This window comes from Aneurinibacillus terranovensis DSM 18919, assembly GCF_000430625.1.
Lineage (GTDB): Bacteria > Bacillota > Bacilli > Aneurinibacillales > Aneurinibacillaceae > Aneurinibacillus_B > Aneurinibacillus_B terranovensis.
Genome location: NZ_AUMJ01000004.1, coordinates 106,563 through 122,982 on the forward strand (window position 1 = coordinate 106,563; position 16,420 = coordinate 122,982).

16 protein-coding genes are annotated in these 16,420 nt (G+C 50.3%); 14 read left to right on the plus strand and 2 right to left on the minus strand.

What is annotated here, in order from left to right; all coding sequences use genetic code 11:
• Positions 1 to 80: 80 nt before the first annotated feature.
• Both H525_RS0100515 and H525_RS0100520 read left to right on the plus strand, forming a co-directional pair.
• Positions 81 to 872, plus strand: coding sequence for a patatin-like phospholipase family protein (locus H525_RS0100515; RefSeq protein ID WP_027414554.1), 792 nt, complete (start codon positions 81 to 83; stop codon positions 870 to 872).
• Complete coding sequence (locus H525_RS0100520) at positions 856 to 1,941, plus strand: SepM family pheromone-processing serine protease (RefSeq protein ID WP_027414555.1); 1,086 nt, start codon at positions 856 to 858, stop codon at positions 1,939 to 1,941. The genes H525_RS0100515 and H525_RS0100520 overlap by 17 nt, the downstream gene beginning before the upstream one ends.
• On the opposite strand, the gene H525_RS0100525 is transcribed toward H525_RS0100520, so the two are convergent.
• Entirely contained in the window at positions 1,938 to 3,161 is a 1,224-nt protein-coding gene (locus H525_RS0100525) for a nucleotidyltransferase (RefSeq protein WP_027414556.1), read from the minus strand. The genes H525_RS0100520 and H525_RS0100525 overlap by 4 nt on opposite strands.
• 192 nt (positions 3,162 to 3,353) lie before the next feature.
• Here H525_RS0100525 and H525_RS0100530 point away from each other — a divergent pair, with 192 nt between their 5' ends.
• A complete protein-coding gene (locus tag H525_RS0100530) occupies positions 3,354 to 3,872 on the plus strand; it encodes a YceD family protein (protein WP_027414557.1) in 519 nt (172 codons plus the stop codon).
• A 113-nt stretch (positions 3,873 to 3,985) separates the two neighbouring features.
• Positions 3,986 to 4,159, plus strand: coding sequence for a 50S ribosomal protein L32 (gene rpmF, locus H525_RS25930; RefSeq protein WP_081413162.1), 174 nt, complete (start codon positions 3,986 to 3,988; stop codon positions 4,157 to 4,159).
• A gap of 68 nt (positions 4,160 to 4,227) precedes the next feature.
• On the opposite strand, the gene H525_RS26860 is transcribed toward rpmF, so the two are convergent.
• Positions 4,228 to 4,467, minus strand: coding sequence for a hypothetical protein (locus tag H525_RS26860; protein WP_155837031.1), 240 nt, complete (start codon positions 4,465 to 4,467; stop codon positions 4,228 to 4,230).
• A 234-nt stretch (positions 4,468 to 4,701) separates the two neighbouring features.
• Here H525_RS26860 and fapR point away from each other — a divergent pair, with 234 nt between their 5' ends.
• The 10 genes from fapR (at position 4,702) to smc (ending at position 16,404) form a co-directional block, all read left to right on the plus strand.
• Positions 4,702 to 5,280: a transcription factor FapR gene (gene fapR, locus H525_RS0100535; RefSeq protein ID WP_027414558.1), complete on the plus strand. Its 579-nt coding sequence runs from the start codon at positions 4,702 to 4,704 to the stop codon at positions 5,278 to 5,280.
• Positions 5,281 to 5,295: 15 nt separating this feature from the next.
• Positions 5,296 to 6,300 carry a phosphate acyltransferase PlsX gene (gene plsX / locus H525_RS0100540; protein WP_027414559.1) on the plus strand — a complete coding sequence of 335 codons (1,005 nt, stop codon included), beginning with the start codon at positions 5,296 to 5,298 and terminating at the stop codon, positions 6,298 to 6,300.
• Positions 6,293 to 7,306 (plus strand): beta-ketoacyl-ACP synthase III, encoded by a 1,014-nt coding sequence (locus tag H525_RS0100545; protein WP_027414560.1) that lies wholly within the window; start codon positions 6,293 to 6,295, stop codon positions 7,304 to 7,306. The genes plsX and H525_RS0100545 overlap by 8 nt, the downstream gene beginning before the upstream one ends.
• 4 nt (positions 7,307 to 7,310) lie before the next feature.
• Positions 7,311 to 8,258 carry an ACP S-malonyltransferase gene (gene fabD, locus H525_RS0100550; RefSeq protein WP_027414561.1) on the plus strand — a complete coding sequence of 316 codons (948 nt, stop codon included), beginning with the start codon at positions 7,311 to 7,313 and terminating at the stop codon, positions 8,256 to 8,258.
• A 24-nt stretch (positions 8,259 to 8,282) separates the two neighbouring features.
• Entirely contained in the window at positions 8,283 to 9,023 is a 741-nt protein-coding gene (gene fabG / locus H525_RS0100555) for a 3-oxoacyl-[acyl-carrier-protein] reductase (protein ID WP_027414562.1), read from the plus strand.
• Between the two features lie 35 nt (positions 9,024 to 9,058).
• Positions 9,059 to 9,292, plus strand: coding sequence for an acyl carrier protein (gene acpP, locus H525_RS0100560; RefSeq protein WP_027414563.1), 234 nt, complete (start codon positions 9,059 to 9,061; stop codon positions 9,290 to 9,292).
• A 108-nt stretch (positions 9,293 to 9,400) separates the two neighbouring features.
• On the plus strand, positions 9,401 to 10,642 hold the full coding sequence (gene fabF / locus H525_RS0100565; protein ID WP_027414564.1) for a beta-ketoacyl-ACP synthase II: 1,242 nt from the start codon (positions 9,401 to 9,403) through the stop codon (positions 10,640 to 10,642).
• Between the two features lie 21 nt (positions 10,643 to 10,663).
• Positions 10,664 to 11,353, plus strand: coding sequence for a ribonuclease III (gene rnc, locus H525_RS0100570; protein ID WP_027414565.1), 690 nt, complete (start codon positions 10,664 to 10,666; stop codon positions 11,351 to 11,353).
• A 14-nt stretch (positions 11,354 to 11,367) separates the two neighbouring features.
• Complete coding sequence (locus H525_RS22350; protein WP_051330702.1) at positions 11,368 to 12,432, plus strand: elongator complex protein 3; 1,065 nt, start codon at positions 11,368 to 11,370, stop codon at positions 12,430 to 12,432.
• A 411-nt stretch (positions 12,433 to 12,843) separates the two neighbouring features.
• Positions 12,844 to 16,404, plus strand: a complete 3,561-nt coding sequence (gene smc, locus H525_RS0100580; protein ID WP_027414566.1) for a chromosome segregation protein SMC — start codon at positions 12,844 to 12,846, stop codon at positions 16,402 to 16,404.
• The last annotated feature ends 16 nt before the right edge of the window (positions 16,405 to 16,420 follow it).

Consider the following 16,420-nt stretch of genomic DNA (forward strand, 5'->3'; position numbering starts at 1 on the left):
CAATCCTGTATATATCTGTACGTATTTGGTTTTTGAAATAGACCAACCCCTCAAAAGGTTGGAGATAAAGAGGTGAGAGAATGCTTTCGATCGGATTGGCATTAGGGGCGGGAGGCGCGCGGGGGTTTGCGCATATCGGTGTGCTGGAAGTCCTGGAGGAAAACGGAGTGTATCCGGCGTATCTTGCAGGCAGCAGTATGGGGAGTTTAATCGCCGCTTTGTATGCCTGTGACTATACGCCGCGTATGATGGAGAAGTTGGCGGTTCATTTAAAGCGTAAGCACTGGCTTGACCTTAGCATGCCCGGCACAGGCTTTGTCACAGGCGAAAAGCTGCGGCAGGTCGTTGCGCTTCTGACGAAGAATCAGATGATCGAACAATTGGCGCGTCCGCTTTCCATTGTTGCCACAGACCTGCTGTCGGGAGAACGCGTTATTTTTAAAGACGGACCGATTTATCAGGCTGTCCGTGCCAGCGTGTCCATTCCGGGGATTTTTGTACCCTACAAGCTTGGTGATAAACTGCTTGTGGATGGAGGCGTTGTGGATCGTGTGCCGATTGAAGTGGCGAAAGCCATGGGAGCGAATCTCACCATTGGAGTGGATGTAGCATCGTCAGCTTCTACTGTGCCTATCCGCTCGTTTTTCGATGTGATATCACAGACGGTAGATATTATGGAGCAGGAAATTTTCCGCCACCGGGTCATTCACGCGGATGTTATGATTTCTCCGCAAGTGGGGCAGTTTAGCTCCACATCGTTTACGAACATTGACCGGATTATAGAAGAGGGCAGACTGGCCGCCCGTAAGATGATTCCAGAGATTAAGCAGAAAATAAATGAATGGAGAATGAACAATGAAAGAACAACATAGACGGCCACGTTTTTTAAACAACTGGTCGGCATTTTTACTTGCCGTGATTTTGGCGGTTGCCCTCGCCGCCGTCGCATTTATCCCGACTTCCTACTATGTGATTCGCCCCGGCTCGGCCATCGCGCTGCAGCCTATGGTCACTGTCGAGGGCGGAGAGAAGCGTGAGAAGGGGGTACTGATGCTGACAACGGTCCGTATGGGCCCAACGACTGTACTGACGTATCTTCTCGCCAAAGCCGACCCGTATGCGGATTTAATGAATGTGCGTGACATTCACAGCCCGAACGAAACGGATCAGCAGTATGAGAGACAGCAGCTGGAAGTGATGAAAGATTCTCAGGAAAAAGCGGAAATAGTAGCTTTCAAAAAAGCCGGTGTCCTGTTTAAAGTGAAAAATGAAGGCGCGATGGTCATGGAAACGATCCCCGGAATGCCTGCCGAGAAGATTTTTAAGGTAGCGGATGATATTATTGCCGTCGACGGACAGCCGGTGACAACTGCACAGGAGCTGTTAAAAGCGCTCCAGGGCAGGAAAATCGGAGAAACCGTAAAAATCGAATTTCTCCGGGACAACCAGAGCAGGAGTGTCACCGTGGCGTTGCAAAAGCTTCCGACTGCACCGGGACAGCCGGCACGGGCAGGTCTCGGCATTTATGCGCCTGCCACAAAGCGGACGGTAGAACTGTCCCGCAAAGTCACGATCCATTCCGACCAGATTGGCGGTCCTTCCGCCGGTATGATGTTCACGCTTGAAATTTTAAATCAGCTGCAAAAAACCGATTTAACAAAGGGGTACCGCATCGCCGGAACCGGTGAAATTTTTGAAGATGGGACGGTAGGACGTATCGGGGGCATCCAGCATAAGGTGCAGGCTTCCGATAAGGAAAAAGCGGATATCTTTTTCGCCCCGAACGATATCGTTCCCCCGGGAAGCGGACTGCTGCCCAATTATGTGGAAGCCAAACAGGCGGCGGACAAGTTAAAGACTAAGATGAAGATCGTGCCGGTTCGTACGATTGATGACGCGCTCCGTTATTTACACAGCTTGCCGCCTAAAACGAACGGTTAAACCTGCAGGGGGGATTGCCAGAATTCCCTCTGCTTTTCTTTGTCCCGAACCGCTGCGGGAAGCCCGATCGCATACATTTCACCCGCCCGTATATCGAGCGTAAGCATCGGGTGGCGGTTTTGTCCAATGCGCGTAATAATGGGAAGAGAACACGTTTCCTTCATTTGTTTCAACAGCATCCGCCCCTGTTCGGTAAAGCCGAGAACCCGGATGTAAGCGGGGGCGGTGCCGGCGTGTTTCATTTTATCTTCCGTCAGGTTCAGCAAAATGTAGAGAAGGGTGCGCTGCAGACGATTCCATGTATAACGCTTTGTTTTCAGTGCGTGCAACAACTGTTCAAATGCAGACGTTTGCATGGTTTGTTTATAAACACGATTCTCCAGTCCCTCTCCCATCTCAAAAATGGCGGCGAGTTCATCCGGTCCGCGGGTGATAATCTGGGCCAGCAGGTACGGATAGAACTGATCCCATGTTACCGGAAAGCGGCCGGCCAGCTTCTCCCGCTGCAGAATGCCGTACGTGGTCCCGGGCACGTACGGGCGGATGTCCGATAAATCGCCGCTCTCCCGGATGATGCGGCGGATAGCCGTTGCGCTCGCGATAGCATGGTCGGTAATAACGGGTTGGTGGTATCCCGCTTTGGAGCGCTGAACCGTGACGGGAACGATGGGGCTTTGCAGGCGTGCCAGCGCCATGCAGTAGTTCAATCCAAGAATATTGTTTGGTTCGGACACATTCACCTTGCTGCGTAAGTCCGGCAAACCGGCAAGTAGGACATTTACCGCGTGGGCATAGGCTGCCGGGTAGCTTGTCCCGGACGATAACGCCAACCGGAGCGCCTGCTGAAACAGCGCCGGTTCCTCTGCGAGATGCTTTGCGAGCGGCATCATCCACGAAATATCGCCGCTCTCCGACCCGAAGCACAGGGTATCCACCACACCTGTTGCATGAAGGATGGACACCGCCCCGTATGCAAATTGTTCGGCATTTCGGGCAGCATAAACAAAAGGGAGTTCAAGTACAAGGTCAATCCCCAGGTGCAAGGCCATTTCGGCGCGCGCCCACTTGTTTGTGATGGCCGGTTCACCCCGCTGGAGGAAATGGCCGCTCATAACCGCGATCGCGGCAGCGGCCCCTGTCTGTTCCCTGGCAGCTTGAAAATGGTAAGCATGTCCATTATGTAAAGGGTTGTATTCCACAATAAGACCAACCGTTTTCATGTGGTCCTCCTCAACTGGTCAGAATGAATGCCGTTAACAAAGTTATACTTTTTAATCTATATCCGTGCAACTAAGGATTGTGACATGGGCTCTCCTAAAATACAGCCGTATTTTCTTTGTTTCCTTACGATTGACAAAATAATTGTTGAAAAGATATAATAAAATCTGTTGCTCGAAATGAGGTGAACCTCGATGAAAATCCATAAAAATGAATTGCTGCAGCTCCACGGCAACAAGATGCCGATTGATCGGGAGGTGGCGCTTCACTTGAAAGGTCGCCATCCGCAAATTATCGATGCAGGGCCCGCCCGTTTCGCTGGTGAGGCTTATACGACATCCGGACTCTATATGGTAGAAGGACACGTTGCGGGAGAGCTCACGATGGAGTGTGCCCGCTGTCTGGAACCTTTTACGTACGCGTATCGTGAAACGATAAAGGAAACGTTTGTAGACGAGAAAGCTGCCGAGATTGAGATAGATGAAGAGATGGAAATCCACCCGCTGGAAAATGACCAATTGGATCTTCAGCCTCATCTTGAGGGGGCTGTTCTTCTGTCGGTGCCTTCGGTTCTTATTTGCAAGGACGATTGCAAAGGAATTTGTCCGGAATGCGGAACGAACCGGAATCGGAAATCATGCGGCTGTGTTGTTGAGAGAATTGACCCTCGTTTGGCGGTTCTTGGCGAACTTTTTGGCAAACAGGATAAATAAATGCTTTTCATTTCTAAGAAAATCAGGTAATATGATTGTTGTTTTGATGGATTTTATGTCCTGTCAAATAGATAACATTTGCTTTTTGTGCTCTTGTAAAGGGGGTGGGATTAATGGCAGTACCTCAAAGAAGAACATCCAAAACTCGTAAGAACAAGCGTCGTACTCACTTCAAATTAGAAGTGCCAGGTATGGTAAAATGCCCACAGTGCGGCGAGCTTAAATTAGCGCATCGTGTATGCAAAAGCTGTGGAACATACAAAGGAAACCAAATCGTTAATCAATAATGCGGCAAAAAAGGGCGGGATAACAGTTATCCTGCCTTTTTTTGTCGTTAAGGAAAGTATATGTTGCTTTACAGTGTTAAAGCAACATATACTTTCTTCCGTTGGTCACCTGAGAAAAACTCACGGGGGTGTGCCGAACGTTGCTTTTTCGATGTGGAGCGTGTGGCCGGAAGGTTGATCAGACCGACAATTGTCTCCATCCTTGAGATACCCAGATGTTTTGTCGGTCCGACCTTCCGGTCACTAAGCGGCCGTTTCGCTACCCTGCAGAAAAAGGCCGAGCGGCAACGCCCGCGAGTTTTTCTCATCTTTATTTTTTGCCAAGCAGGAAAGCGGCTGGTGCAGCGAGAAGATAATTTCTTCGGTAGATAAGAAAGTATAACTTTCTTATCTGCATAAGTGCAACTAAGGCCAGCGCTTGACGCTAGCCAAGTTTTCTTTAGAAGAAGAGTGAAATTACTGTTGTCATCGCGTTAAAATTTATTTATACTGCTCTTAATACCAGGTAATAAAAAATCGAAAATAGGTGGCGATGAAGCGGTATGCCTCGCCTTAGCAAAAAAGTTCGCCAGCAGGTGCTGGCCGAAATGCTGGAAAGAAATCCGTTTTATACTGATGAAGAGCTTGCGGACCATTTTAAGGTGAGCGTTCCGACCGTGCGGCTCGACCGGTTGGAGATGGGGATTCCCGAATTGCGTGAACGGATTAGATACGTCGCGCAGCGCAAGCTTGATGACGTGAAGTCGCTTCCGTTGAATGAGGTTGTCGGTGAACTGGTTGATTTGCAGTTGGACCACTCCGCGATTTCGATTCTTGAGATTACATACGACCATATATTTTCACGAACGCAGATTGCCAGAGGGCACCATATCTTTGCCCAGGCGAATTCATTGGCGGTGGCTGTCATTGAGGACGATGTCGTCTTAACCGCGGCAGCCAGAGTGCGGTACGTGCGTCCTGTACACCTGGGTGAAAAGCTGGTTGCGAAAGCTTTTGTCCGTTCGACAGACGGCGACCAAAGCAAAGTGCGGGTGGAAACGCGCGTCCGTGATGAACTTGTATTTACCGGTACGTTTCGCGTGTACCGGGTGAAAGATTTTGACAGGCAAAGCCAGCCATGAAAATTAGGAGGAATTATGATTATTGCCATTGATGCGATGGGAGGCGACTTTGCTCCCCATGCAACAGTTGAAGGCTCTTTACAGGCTGCGAAAGATTGGCCGGACCTGCGTATTATTCTGGTCGGAGATGAACAACAGCTAATGCCTTTACTGGAAAACGCGCCGAAAAATATCGAGGTACGCCACGCGAGCGAAATCATTTCTGCCGATGAAGAACCGGTTAAAGCGATGCGCCGCAAGCGAGACTCTTCCCTTGTTGTAGCAGTTACGATGGTAAAAAACAAAGAGGCAGATGCGTGCATTTCGGCAGGCAACACCGGGGCTTTTATGACGTCCGGGCTGTTGATTACCGGCCGGATTAAGGGGATCGAACGTCCGGCCTTAAGCCCGATTGTCCCTACAATTAGCGGTCAGGGGGTTATGATTTTGGATGCCGGGGCCAATATGGATGTAGGGCCTAAAAATCTTCTCCAATATGCCATAATGGGAAGCATCTATGCAGAAAAGGTAATGAAGGTGGAAAAACCGCGGATTGGCCTTTTGAATGTCGGGACAGAGGCCGGTAAAGGAAGCGAGTTAACAAAGGAAGCATACGGGCTGCTGCAGAACAGTTCGGTCAATTTTATCGGCAATGTAGAGGCTCGCGACGTTACGGAGCATGTATGTGATGTCGTTGTCTGCGATGGGTTTTCCGGAAATATTTTGCTTAAAACAATGGAAGGTATGGCGCGTGCCATCTTTAATATTATGAAAGAGGAGTTTACTCGCAATATTCCAAGTAAAGCCGCAGCGATGATGTTAAAGCCGGCTTTAAAGCGAATTAAGCTGCAGATGGACTATGCGGAATATGGCGGTGCACTCCTTATGGGGATCCAGGGTACGTGCATCAAGGCGCACGGTTCCTCGAACGCCCGGGCCATCCGAAATGCGATTGCCCAGGCAAAGAGCTTTGTCGAACAGGACGTAAATATGTTAATTGCGCAAGAAATACAGGGAGAAAGTGGTGAAGGAAATGAGTAAGGAACGTTCAGTGGGTATTCTTGGAACCGGTCGTTATTTGCCGGAGCGAGTACTAACAAACGCAGATTTGGAAAAAATGGTAGACACCTCGGATGAATGGATCGTTTCCCGCACCGGAATTAGCGAGCGCCATATTGCACGCGAAGATCAGGCTTCATCGGATCTGGCATTTGAGGCGGCCTCCCGTGCCCTTGAAACATCCGGCGTGGCAGCTGAAGACCTTGATCTGATTATTATTACTACGGTAACTCCGGACATGTTTTTTCCGTCCACAGCCTGCATCGTGCAGGAAAAACTGGGGGCAAAGAAAGCAGCCGCTTTTGATTTGTCCGCGGCCTGCTCCGGCTTTTTATATGGCGCATCCGTTGCCACGCAGTTTATCAAAAGTGGAATGTACCGTTATGTACTGGTTGTCGGGGTAGAGAGTCTTTCGAAAATTACGGATTACACGGATCGCAGCACGTGTGTATTGTTCGGTGATGGCGCGGGTGCCGCTGTTATCGGACCGGTGGAAGATGGAATGGGCTTTCTTTCGTTCGACCTTGGCGCGGACGGAAGCGGCGCGGAATCGCTCAAGCTGCCAGCCGGTGGTTCACGCAAGCCGCTATCTAAAGTTGAACCGGGCAGTCGTGATAATTTCCTCTATATGAGCGGTAACGAGGTATTTAAATTTGCTGTACGCGTGATGGGTTCCGCCTGTGACAGAGTGCTGGAGAAAGCGGGTCTTACGAAGGAAGATGTCGATTTTCTCGTACCGCACCAGGCCAATATTCGAATTATAGATTCTGCCATGCGGCGCCTCGGTTTGTCCGAAGATAAAGTGGTTGTCAACTTGAATCGTTACGGAAATATGTCCTCGGCGTCAATCCCGGTGGCTCTTGACGAAGCGGTGAGCGAAGGGCGGATTAAAGAGGGAGATACGCTTGTACTGGTGGGATTCGGCGGCGGCCTCACATGGGGTGCTACCGCAATCAAATGGTCAACAAAAGAGAAAGGACGCGAATAAAAAAATGGGTAAAATAGCGTTTATATTTCCCGGCCAGGGCTCTCAATTTGTTGGCATGGGCAAAGATTTCTATGAAGCGGAGCCAGCGGCCAGGAACGTATTTGACGCCGCGGATCAAGCGCTCGGGTTTTCCCTTTCCAAACTTTGCTTTGAAGGGCCGGAGGAGGAACTGCGCCTGACGGCGAACACGCAGCCGGCCCTCTTAACGACAAGTACGGCTATCCTGCGGGTGATAGAAGAGAAGATAGGGATTGTGCCCGACTACGCAGCCGGGCACAGCCTTGGCGAATATTCCGCGCTTGTTGCGGTAGGATCCCTTGCTTTCGGGGATGCGGTACAAATCGTCCGGGCACGCGGCGAATATATGGAACAGGCGGTTCCCGCCGGACAGGGAGCAATGGCCGCGGTCATGGGGATGGATCGCGAACCTCTCGCCGGGCTGTGCACGCAGGTTGCGGCAACGGGGGACCCTGTACAGCTGGCCAACCTCAATTGTCCCGGGCAGATCGTGATTTCCGGAAGTGCCGCGGGAGTATCGAAAGCGGGAGACATGGCGAAAGAGGCGGGGGCTAAACGCGTCATACCACTCAATGTCAGCGGTCCATTCCATTCTGTGTTGATGGAACCGGCAGCAGTAAAACTCCAGGAGAAGCTAGGCGGCTATGAAATCAACAATGCGAAAGCGCTTGTTGTCGCTAACGTTTCCGCTAAGGCTATCACTAACCAAACAGACATTCGCACTGCACTTATCGAGCAGGTGGCTTCGCCTGTTTTATGGGAAGATTCCGTTCGTTTTATGCTGGAAGCAGGAGTGGATCTCTTCGTTGAGATTGGCCCTGGAACGGTGCTCTCCGGTCTCGTAAAAAAGGTGGATCGCAAAGTGAAAACGATCGCCATTTCGGATATTCCCACGCTTGAAAAGGCGGTAGAGGAACTGAAAGCGCTGGTCTAATAGAGAAAAGGGGGAAGAAAGCGCATGTTACAAGGAAAAGCAGCGCTTGTTACAGGGGCGTCCCGGGGTATCGGCCGGGCGATCGCGGTTTCGCTTGCGGAGCAGGGAGCGGACATCGCGGTCAATTATGCCGGAAACGAAGCGGCCGCGAAGGAAGTAGCAGACATCATCAGCGGGATGGGGCGCAAAGCTATTCTCGTGAAGGCCGACGTTGCGAATGCCGAACAGGTGGAAGGGATGGTCAAGCAGGTGATCGAAGCGTTTGGAAAGCTTGATATCCTAGTCAACAATGCGGGAATTACCCGTGACAATCTTCTGATGCGCATGAAAGAAGAAGACTTTGACCAGGTCATCGCAACCAACCTGAAAGGCGTGTTTAACTGCATTAAAGCGGTTACTCGCCCGATGATGAAAGCGCGAGGCGGACGGATTATCAATATTTCATCGGTGGTTGGCGTTATGGGCAACGCCGGGCAGGCGAATTATGTCGCCGCTAAAGCGGGTGTGATTGGACTGACGAAATCGGCGGCCCGCGAACTTGCCAGTCGGAATATTACCGTCAATGCGGTGGCCCCCGGGTTCATTGAAACGGACATGACGGATGTTCTTGGTGAAGAAACAACAGGTGCCCTTCTTTCACAAATTCCGCTGGCACGGCTTGGCAAGCCGGAAGATGTGGCGAACGTCGTAAAATTTCTCGCTTCCGATGAATCATCGTATATGACAGGCCAGGTTTTGCATGTAGATGGTGGCATGTACATGTAACAATATCGTATAATACTTGAGGGGAGGTGAATGAATTGGCTGATACTTTCGACCGTGTAAAGAAAATTATCGTTGATCGCCTCGGTGTTGACGAATCTGAAATTACAATGGAAGCATCATTTAAAGACAATCTGGGTGCAGATTCTCTTGATGTTGTAGAATTAGTTATGGAACTCGAAGATGAATTCGACCTTGAGATTTCTGATGAGGATGCTGAGAAGATCGCAACTGTGGGTGACGTGATTAATTACATAAACTCACATAAGTAAGTAGAGTAGTCTAGTTAGAAGTCCCGTATATTTTACATGCGGGACTTTCTAAGTAGATAAGAATGAATATCAGTTCATGGAGCTGTTTAACATAGCAGAGGTGAAATTATGAAAAATCGTGTAGTGGTAACAGGTATGGGAGCGGTGACTCCAATTGGTAACAATGCAGCCGATTTCTGGGAAGGCCTCCTGAACGGTAAATCCGGTGTTGATTATATTACAGCGTTTGACACAGCGGATTATCCGACAAAAATAGCGGCAGAAGTAAAAAATTTCAACCCGGAAGATTACTTGGAAAGAAAAGACGTAAAGCGCACGGATCGCTTTGTTCAGTTTGCTGTCGCTGCGGCGAAAATGGCCGTGGAGGATGCGAAACTCGATATTGGCGAAGAAAACGCAGAACGAGTCGGTGTGTACATCGGTTCGGGCATCGGCGGACTCGGTACGTGGGAAGATCAGCACACCATTTTGCTTGAGAAAGGCCCGCGCCGCGTCAGCCCGTTCTTTATTCCGATGATGATTGCGAATATGGCATCCGGCCAGGTATCCATTGCGTTGGGCGCAAAAGGACCAAACAGCGCTGCGGTTACAGCGTGTGCGAGTGCTACCCACTCCATCGGAGATGCTTTTAAAATCATTGAGCGTGGCATTGCGGATGTGATGATTACAGGAGGGGCGGAAGCTACTGTTCGCCCGATGGCTCTTGCCGGTTTTTCCAGCGCAAAAGCACTTTCAACCCGTAATGATGAACCGCAAAAAGCAAGCCGCCCATTCGACAAAGACCGGGATGGGTTTGTCATGGGTGAGGGTGCGGGTGTTATCGTCCTTGAATCACTGGAGCATGCGAAAAAACGAGGGGCCACAATTCTTGCTGAAATTATTGGATACGGGATGAGTGCGGACGCGTATCATCTTACCCAGCCGGCACCCGAAGGGGAAGGCGCGGCCCGGGCGATGACCGCAGCGCTGAAGGATGCGGGAATTGAACCAAGTCAAGTCGACTACATCAATGCCCACGGCACATCCACCGATTATAATGATAAATTTGAAACGATGGCTATCAAAAAGTCGTTTGGTGAGCATGCTTATAAAGTAGCAATCAGTTCAACGAAGTCCATGACGGGACATTTGCTTGGCGCGGCGGGCGGGGTTGAGGCGATTGCCTGCACGCTTGCGATTCGCGATCACATCGTCCCGCCAACGATCAATTATGAGACTCCGGACCCGGAATGCGACTTGGATTATGTGCCAAATGAAGCGAGAAAGATGGATGTAAACATTGCAATGTCTAATTCATTGGGATTCGGTGGCCATAATGCGACAATTATCTTTAAAAAATACACGGATTGAGCATTTGGTGGTGAACAGGTTTTGGATTTTCTACAGCTACAGAATCAATTAGGCATACGCTATAAAAATGAAAAACTGCTCAAACAGGCGTTTACCCATTCATCGTATGTGAACGAACACCGGGGAAAGCCATTTCAGGACAATGAACGCCTTGAGTTTTTGGGAGATGCCGTGCTTGAACTAACGGTTTCGCAATTTCTCTACATGAATTATCCGAAAATGTCGGAAGGTGAGCTGACGAAATTGCGCGCTTCTATCGTATGTGAACCTTCCCTTGTGCATTTTGCCAACCAGCTTCACTTTGGGGATCTCGTGCTGCTTGGCAAAGGGGAGGAACTGACGGGGGGGCGCTACCGTCCGGCGCTGTTAGCCGATGTTTTTGAGGCGTTTATCGGTTCGCTTTATCTCGATCAGGGGATTGAGGAAGTCTTTCGCTTTCTTGAAAAATATGTGTACCCGAGCATTAACCAGGGTAATTTTACCCGGGTCATCGATTACAAAAGTCAGTTGCAGGAATTTGTCCAACATGACAGTCTCGGTGAAATCCATTACCGGATTGTCCAGGAATACGGTCCCGCGCACAACCGGGAGTTTGTTTCGGAAGTAACGCTGAATGGAAGCGTAATGGGACAGGGAAAAGGCCGCTCCAAGAAAGAAGCGGAACAGAACGCAGCCCAGGTGGCCATGCAGCTGCTTAAGGTAAAGCGATAAAGCAAGGTGATAACATGAAACAGCATGTCAATATTGCTGTATTTGTCCCCCACCAGGGGTGTCCGAAAGATTGTGTGTTTTGCAATCAATCCCGGATTACCGGACAAAAACGGGAAAACATACTGACCGGGGAAGCTGTGCGGGCATCGATTGAAAATCAGCTTTCAACGGTGCAGCCCGGGCAATCTGCTGAAATTGCATACTTTGGCGGGAGCTTTACCGGTCTGCCGCGCAAATACCAGACGATGCTGCTGTCGGTTGCCAGGGAGTATATAGATGCAGGACGTGTGCAGGGCATCAGGTTGTCCACGCGGCCGGATTACATTGCGGACCACATTATGGAGTATTTGTTAACGTACGGGGTAACCACGGTGGAGCTTGGCTGCCAGTCGCTTGATAATGAAGTGCTTGAGCTTTCAAAACGGGGGCATACGGCTGAAGATGTGGTGAAAGCCGTCAAGATCGTTCGCAAGTTTCCTTCTGTCCGGCTTGGCCTTCAGGTTCTTCCGGGGTTACCGGGCGATACGCTTGAAAAAAGCATGGAGACGATCAAAACGATTGTCGCCCTTGCCCCGGATTTTGTGCGGATCTATCCGGCACTTGTCATTGCCGGTACGGAACTGGAATGGCTATATGTCACGCATCAGTATAAGCCTTTAACGGTGGAAGAGGCAGTCCGCTGGGTCGCTGAAATGTGGGTACCGCTCCTACAAGCTGATATTCCCGTTATTCGAATGGGATTGCATTCTTCCGAAGACATTCGTTCAGACGGTACCTTATTGGCCGGTCCTTTCCATCCTTCGTTTCGCCAACTGGTGGAAGAAGAATTGTACAGCCGCTTGTTGAAGCGAATGATAGAAGAGATTGGCACGGTTACGAATGATTTGGAAGTATGGATTCACCCGGCCGATGAAACGCCTCTGCGCGGCAGGGGCGGAGTGAACTGGCGGGGATTCGTATCCGGTTTCGCCCATTCACGGGTCGCACTCCGTACTTCCCGCACGTGCAAACGTCAGCAAATCAGCTGGCGCACCGCAGGTTTGGATGACTCGCAGACGCTGTCGTTTAGCAGCGTATAAACGCACCTCGATAGAAACCCAGTCACCTTTTTTTCGACAGGAGCTGGGTTTTATTCTCGCCTTCTGCTTTTTTTGCCAGATCGCAATCTGGGTAGCACAAAGAGAGACAATCGGGCCTAAAAACATCCCCAAACTTCGGAGAAGCACTGGGTAGCGGGAAAAAAGCAAAAAATAAACATCCGTCCATTCCATTTACCCACCGAGATGTTTCGAGACGGTCCCCAAACGTAAGAACAGCACGGACGCCGAAAGCTTCCCCGCAAGGGAAAATTCTGCAAAATAAACGGATTCGATGCATCTCGGGATAACCGTTTTTTTTACCACAACTGAGTTTGGTTCACTTGCAGGAATGACATCCTTCCCAAACGAATGTATACTGCAAAGACGCAAGAAAATAAAGGAGGCATATGGATGTACTTAAAGCGCCTCGAACTAACAGGTTTTAAATCATTTGCCGATAGAACCGAATTGGAATTTGTGCCGGGAATTACGGCGGTAGTGGGGCCGAACGGCAGCGGGAAGAGCAATATATCCGATGCGATTCGCTGGGTGCTCGGAGAGCAGAGCGCCAAAACGCTGCGGGGAGCCAAAATGGAAGACATTATTTTTTCCGGCAGCGATTCGCGAAAGGCTGTCAATTACTGTGAAGTATCGCTTACACTTGATAATTCCGATGACAAGCTGACGATTGATTTTTCAGAAGTGACCGTGACGCGGCGCGTCTATCGTTCCGGTGATAGTGAATATTACATCAACCGCCAGAGCTGCCGGCTGCGGGACATCATTGAACTGTTTATGGATACCGGAGTCGGAAAAGAAGCTTATTCCGTTATCGGACAGGGCCGGATTGAAGAAATCCTGAGCACACGTTCGGAAGACAGGCGCGGGTTATTCGAAGAAGCGGCGGGCATTGTTAAATACAAAGCACGGAAACGGGAAGCCGTGAAAAAGCTCGATGAAACCGAACAAAATCTGGTCCGCATTCAAGATATTATGAGCGAAATCACAGATCAAATAGACCCGCTCGCCGAGCAGGCGGAAAAAGCCAAACGCTATATCGAACTGAAAGAAGCGCTCAGGCAAAATGAAGTAGGCCTGTATGTCAAACAATTTGATACGCTCCACCTGCAGTGGAATGAAATGAAAACGCTGGTGGAAGAACTCACAAACGAGCAGGTTGCGTCCACTGCTGAGGTAAATGGGCTTGATGCGCAGATGGTGGATTTGCGCCACCATGCGAGTGAGCAGGACCAGGTGCTTGAAGAGCTTCAGCAGCGGCTGCTCGATGTAACGGAAGATGCCGAACGGAAGGAAGGGTTGCGGGAGGTTCTCCGTGAGCGGCTCCGCAATAACAGCAAAAATAAGCAGGAGTCACGAAATAAAGCAATCGCACTGCAGGAAAGACAGGAGGACCTGCGCAGGCAGTTAGAGGTGTGTGAACGGAATGTTGAGAACGCAAGGGAAGCGCTTGCCGAGCTTGAAAAGGAACTTGCGCTGGAACAAAAACGGTATGTGAATTTTACCGCTTTTTCAGACGGGGACGTGGATCGGCTGAAAGGTGACTATATTGAAATTTTGAACCAGATGGCATCCATGCGCAATGACCTCCGCCATTACCAGCAAATCATCGAAACTACCCGAGGCAAGTGGCAGCGGCTTGAAGAAAATAACCAGCAGCTGATCGAGGAAAAACAGCGGCTTTCCACACAGCGCGAACAGCTTGAAGCAGAATTGAAAATCATTTCAGAGAAGCTTGCCGCTGGTCTTCTTTTATTCAAAGAACAGGCAGCAAAGCAAAAAGAAAGCGCCGAACAGAAAACCCGCTGGCTTGAAGCGCTGCGAACGGGTGAACAAAAGCTCAACAATCTTCTTTCCCGCTACGATGTTTTAAAAGAGGTGCAGGCGGATTTTTCAGGCTTTATGCAGGGTGTAAAAGAAGTCCTTAAAGCGCGGACACGTGGGTTTGAGGGGATTGAAGGCGCGGTTGCCGAACTTATCACCGTGGAAAAGCGTTTTGAAACCGCGATTGAAACCGCGCTGGGCGGTGCGTTACAGCATGTTGTCGTCCGCGATGAAGCGGTGGGCAGACAGGCGATTGCTTTTCTGAAACAAAATCGTGCAGGACGGGCTACCTTCCTTCCGCTTGACGTGATAAAGCCCCGGCAGCTGCAGCCCGCGGAAAGAGGACGGTTGGAGCATGAGCCGGGTGTAGTCGGTGTCGCAGCTGAACTTGTGGAAGTGGCTCCCCGGTACCGGAGCATCATTGAGAATATGCTTGGCCATGTGATCGTCACGACGAGCCTGGAAGAAGCGAATAAAGTCGCCCGACAGTTCCAGTACCGGTATCGCATTGTTACGCTGGAAGGAGATGTGGTGAATCCAGGTGGCTCTATGAGCGGGGGATCGCTGCAGCAGAAGACGAACCATTTGCTTGGCCGCCAGCGGGAGCTGGAACAATTAGAGGAAGCCATCCGGGAGCAGAAGAAGTCGAATGCGGAATGGTACCACAAGCTGGAGGCGCTCTCCGACGAGCAGGCGAAGTGGGAGGAAAAACTCGAACAGCTTCGCAAGGAAGGCGAACAGCTTCGTATAAACGAACAGGAATTAAAGGGGCACATGCGGGAACTGGATGCCAAAGAGAAAAGCATTGCGGATCGCTGGGAGTTTTTCCAGCAGGATCAGGCGGTTCTCGACAAGGAGAACGCTCAGGCACAGCACAGGATTGCGAGAATCGAAGAAGAATTGGAAGAACTCGCGATCGCCGAACAGGAAAAACAGCAGGAAATCGAAGCGGCCGAGCGCAGCCGGCGGGAGAAAGAAACGAGCAGGGAAGAGTTAAATAGTCTGATTACCAATTTGAAGGTTCAGGCAGCAACTCTCAGGGAACAGCATGAAGCGCATAAAAAGGAATGGGAACGCCTGACCGCCGAATTGCGCCAGATCACGCAGGAAGTAGAACAAACGACAAGGCAGATCCTCATGCTTGATTCGCACGGGGCGAACAGCGATGAAGAGGAGGAAAAGCTGGATGCCGAAATACGGGAGCTTCGTGCCCGAAAAGAACAATACACATTACATATTCAGGATCAGCGCCAGAAACGCCAGGACGTATACCAGCGAATCGAGGTCCATGAACAGGCCAGAAAAGAAAAGCGCCGCGAACTGAAACAAATTGAAGAGCGGCTGCACAAGACCGAGGTGAAGGTGGAACGTTTTGACGTTGAACTCGATAATTTGCTTCACAAACTGCGCGATGAATATGAACTCAGCTATGAAATGGCAAAAACAACATTTGAACAACCGGAAAATATGGAAGAGGCGGAGCAGGTTGTCAAATCGCTGAAAGCTGAGATCGCTGAGCTTGGCACCGTCAATCTCGGGGCGATTGAAGAATACGAACGGCTGCATGAGCGCCAGTTATTCCTTGAAGCGCAGCATATTGATTTAAGCGAGGCAAAAACTACGCTCTATGGTGTCATTAAAGACATCGAGGAAGAAATGTCCCGGCGTTTCCTTGAAACGTTTGAGGCGATTCGGGAACATTTTGGCACAGTATTCGCCAAGCTTTTCGGCGGGGGACGTGCGGACCTTAAACTGTCAAATCCCGATAATTTGCTTGAGACCGGCATTGATATTGTGGCTCAGCCGCCCGGCAAAAAGCTGCAGTATCTGGCTCTTCTTTCCGGAGGAGAAAAAGCGCTGACCGCCATCGCCTTGCTTTTCTCTATTTTACATGTCAAACCTGTCCCGTTCTGCGTCCTTGATGAAGTGGAAGCGGCGCTCGATGACGCGAACGTTACCCGGTTCGCGGAATATTTGCGTGAGTTCTGTGAAAATACCCAGTTTATCGTCGTTACACACCGCAAGGGAACGATGGAAGGGGCCGATGTGCTGTATGGTGTAACCATGCAGGAGTCCGGAGTGTCGAAACTGGTTTCCGTTCGGTTGGAAGACCAGACAATGGTTTCATAGAAGAAAGGGGCAAACT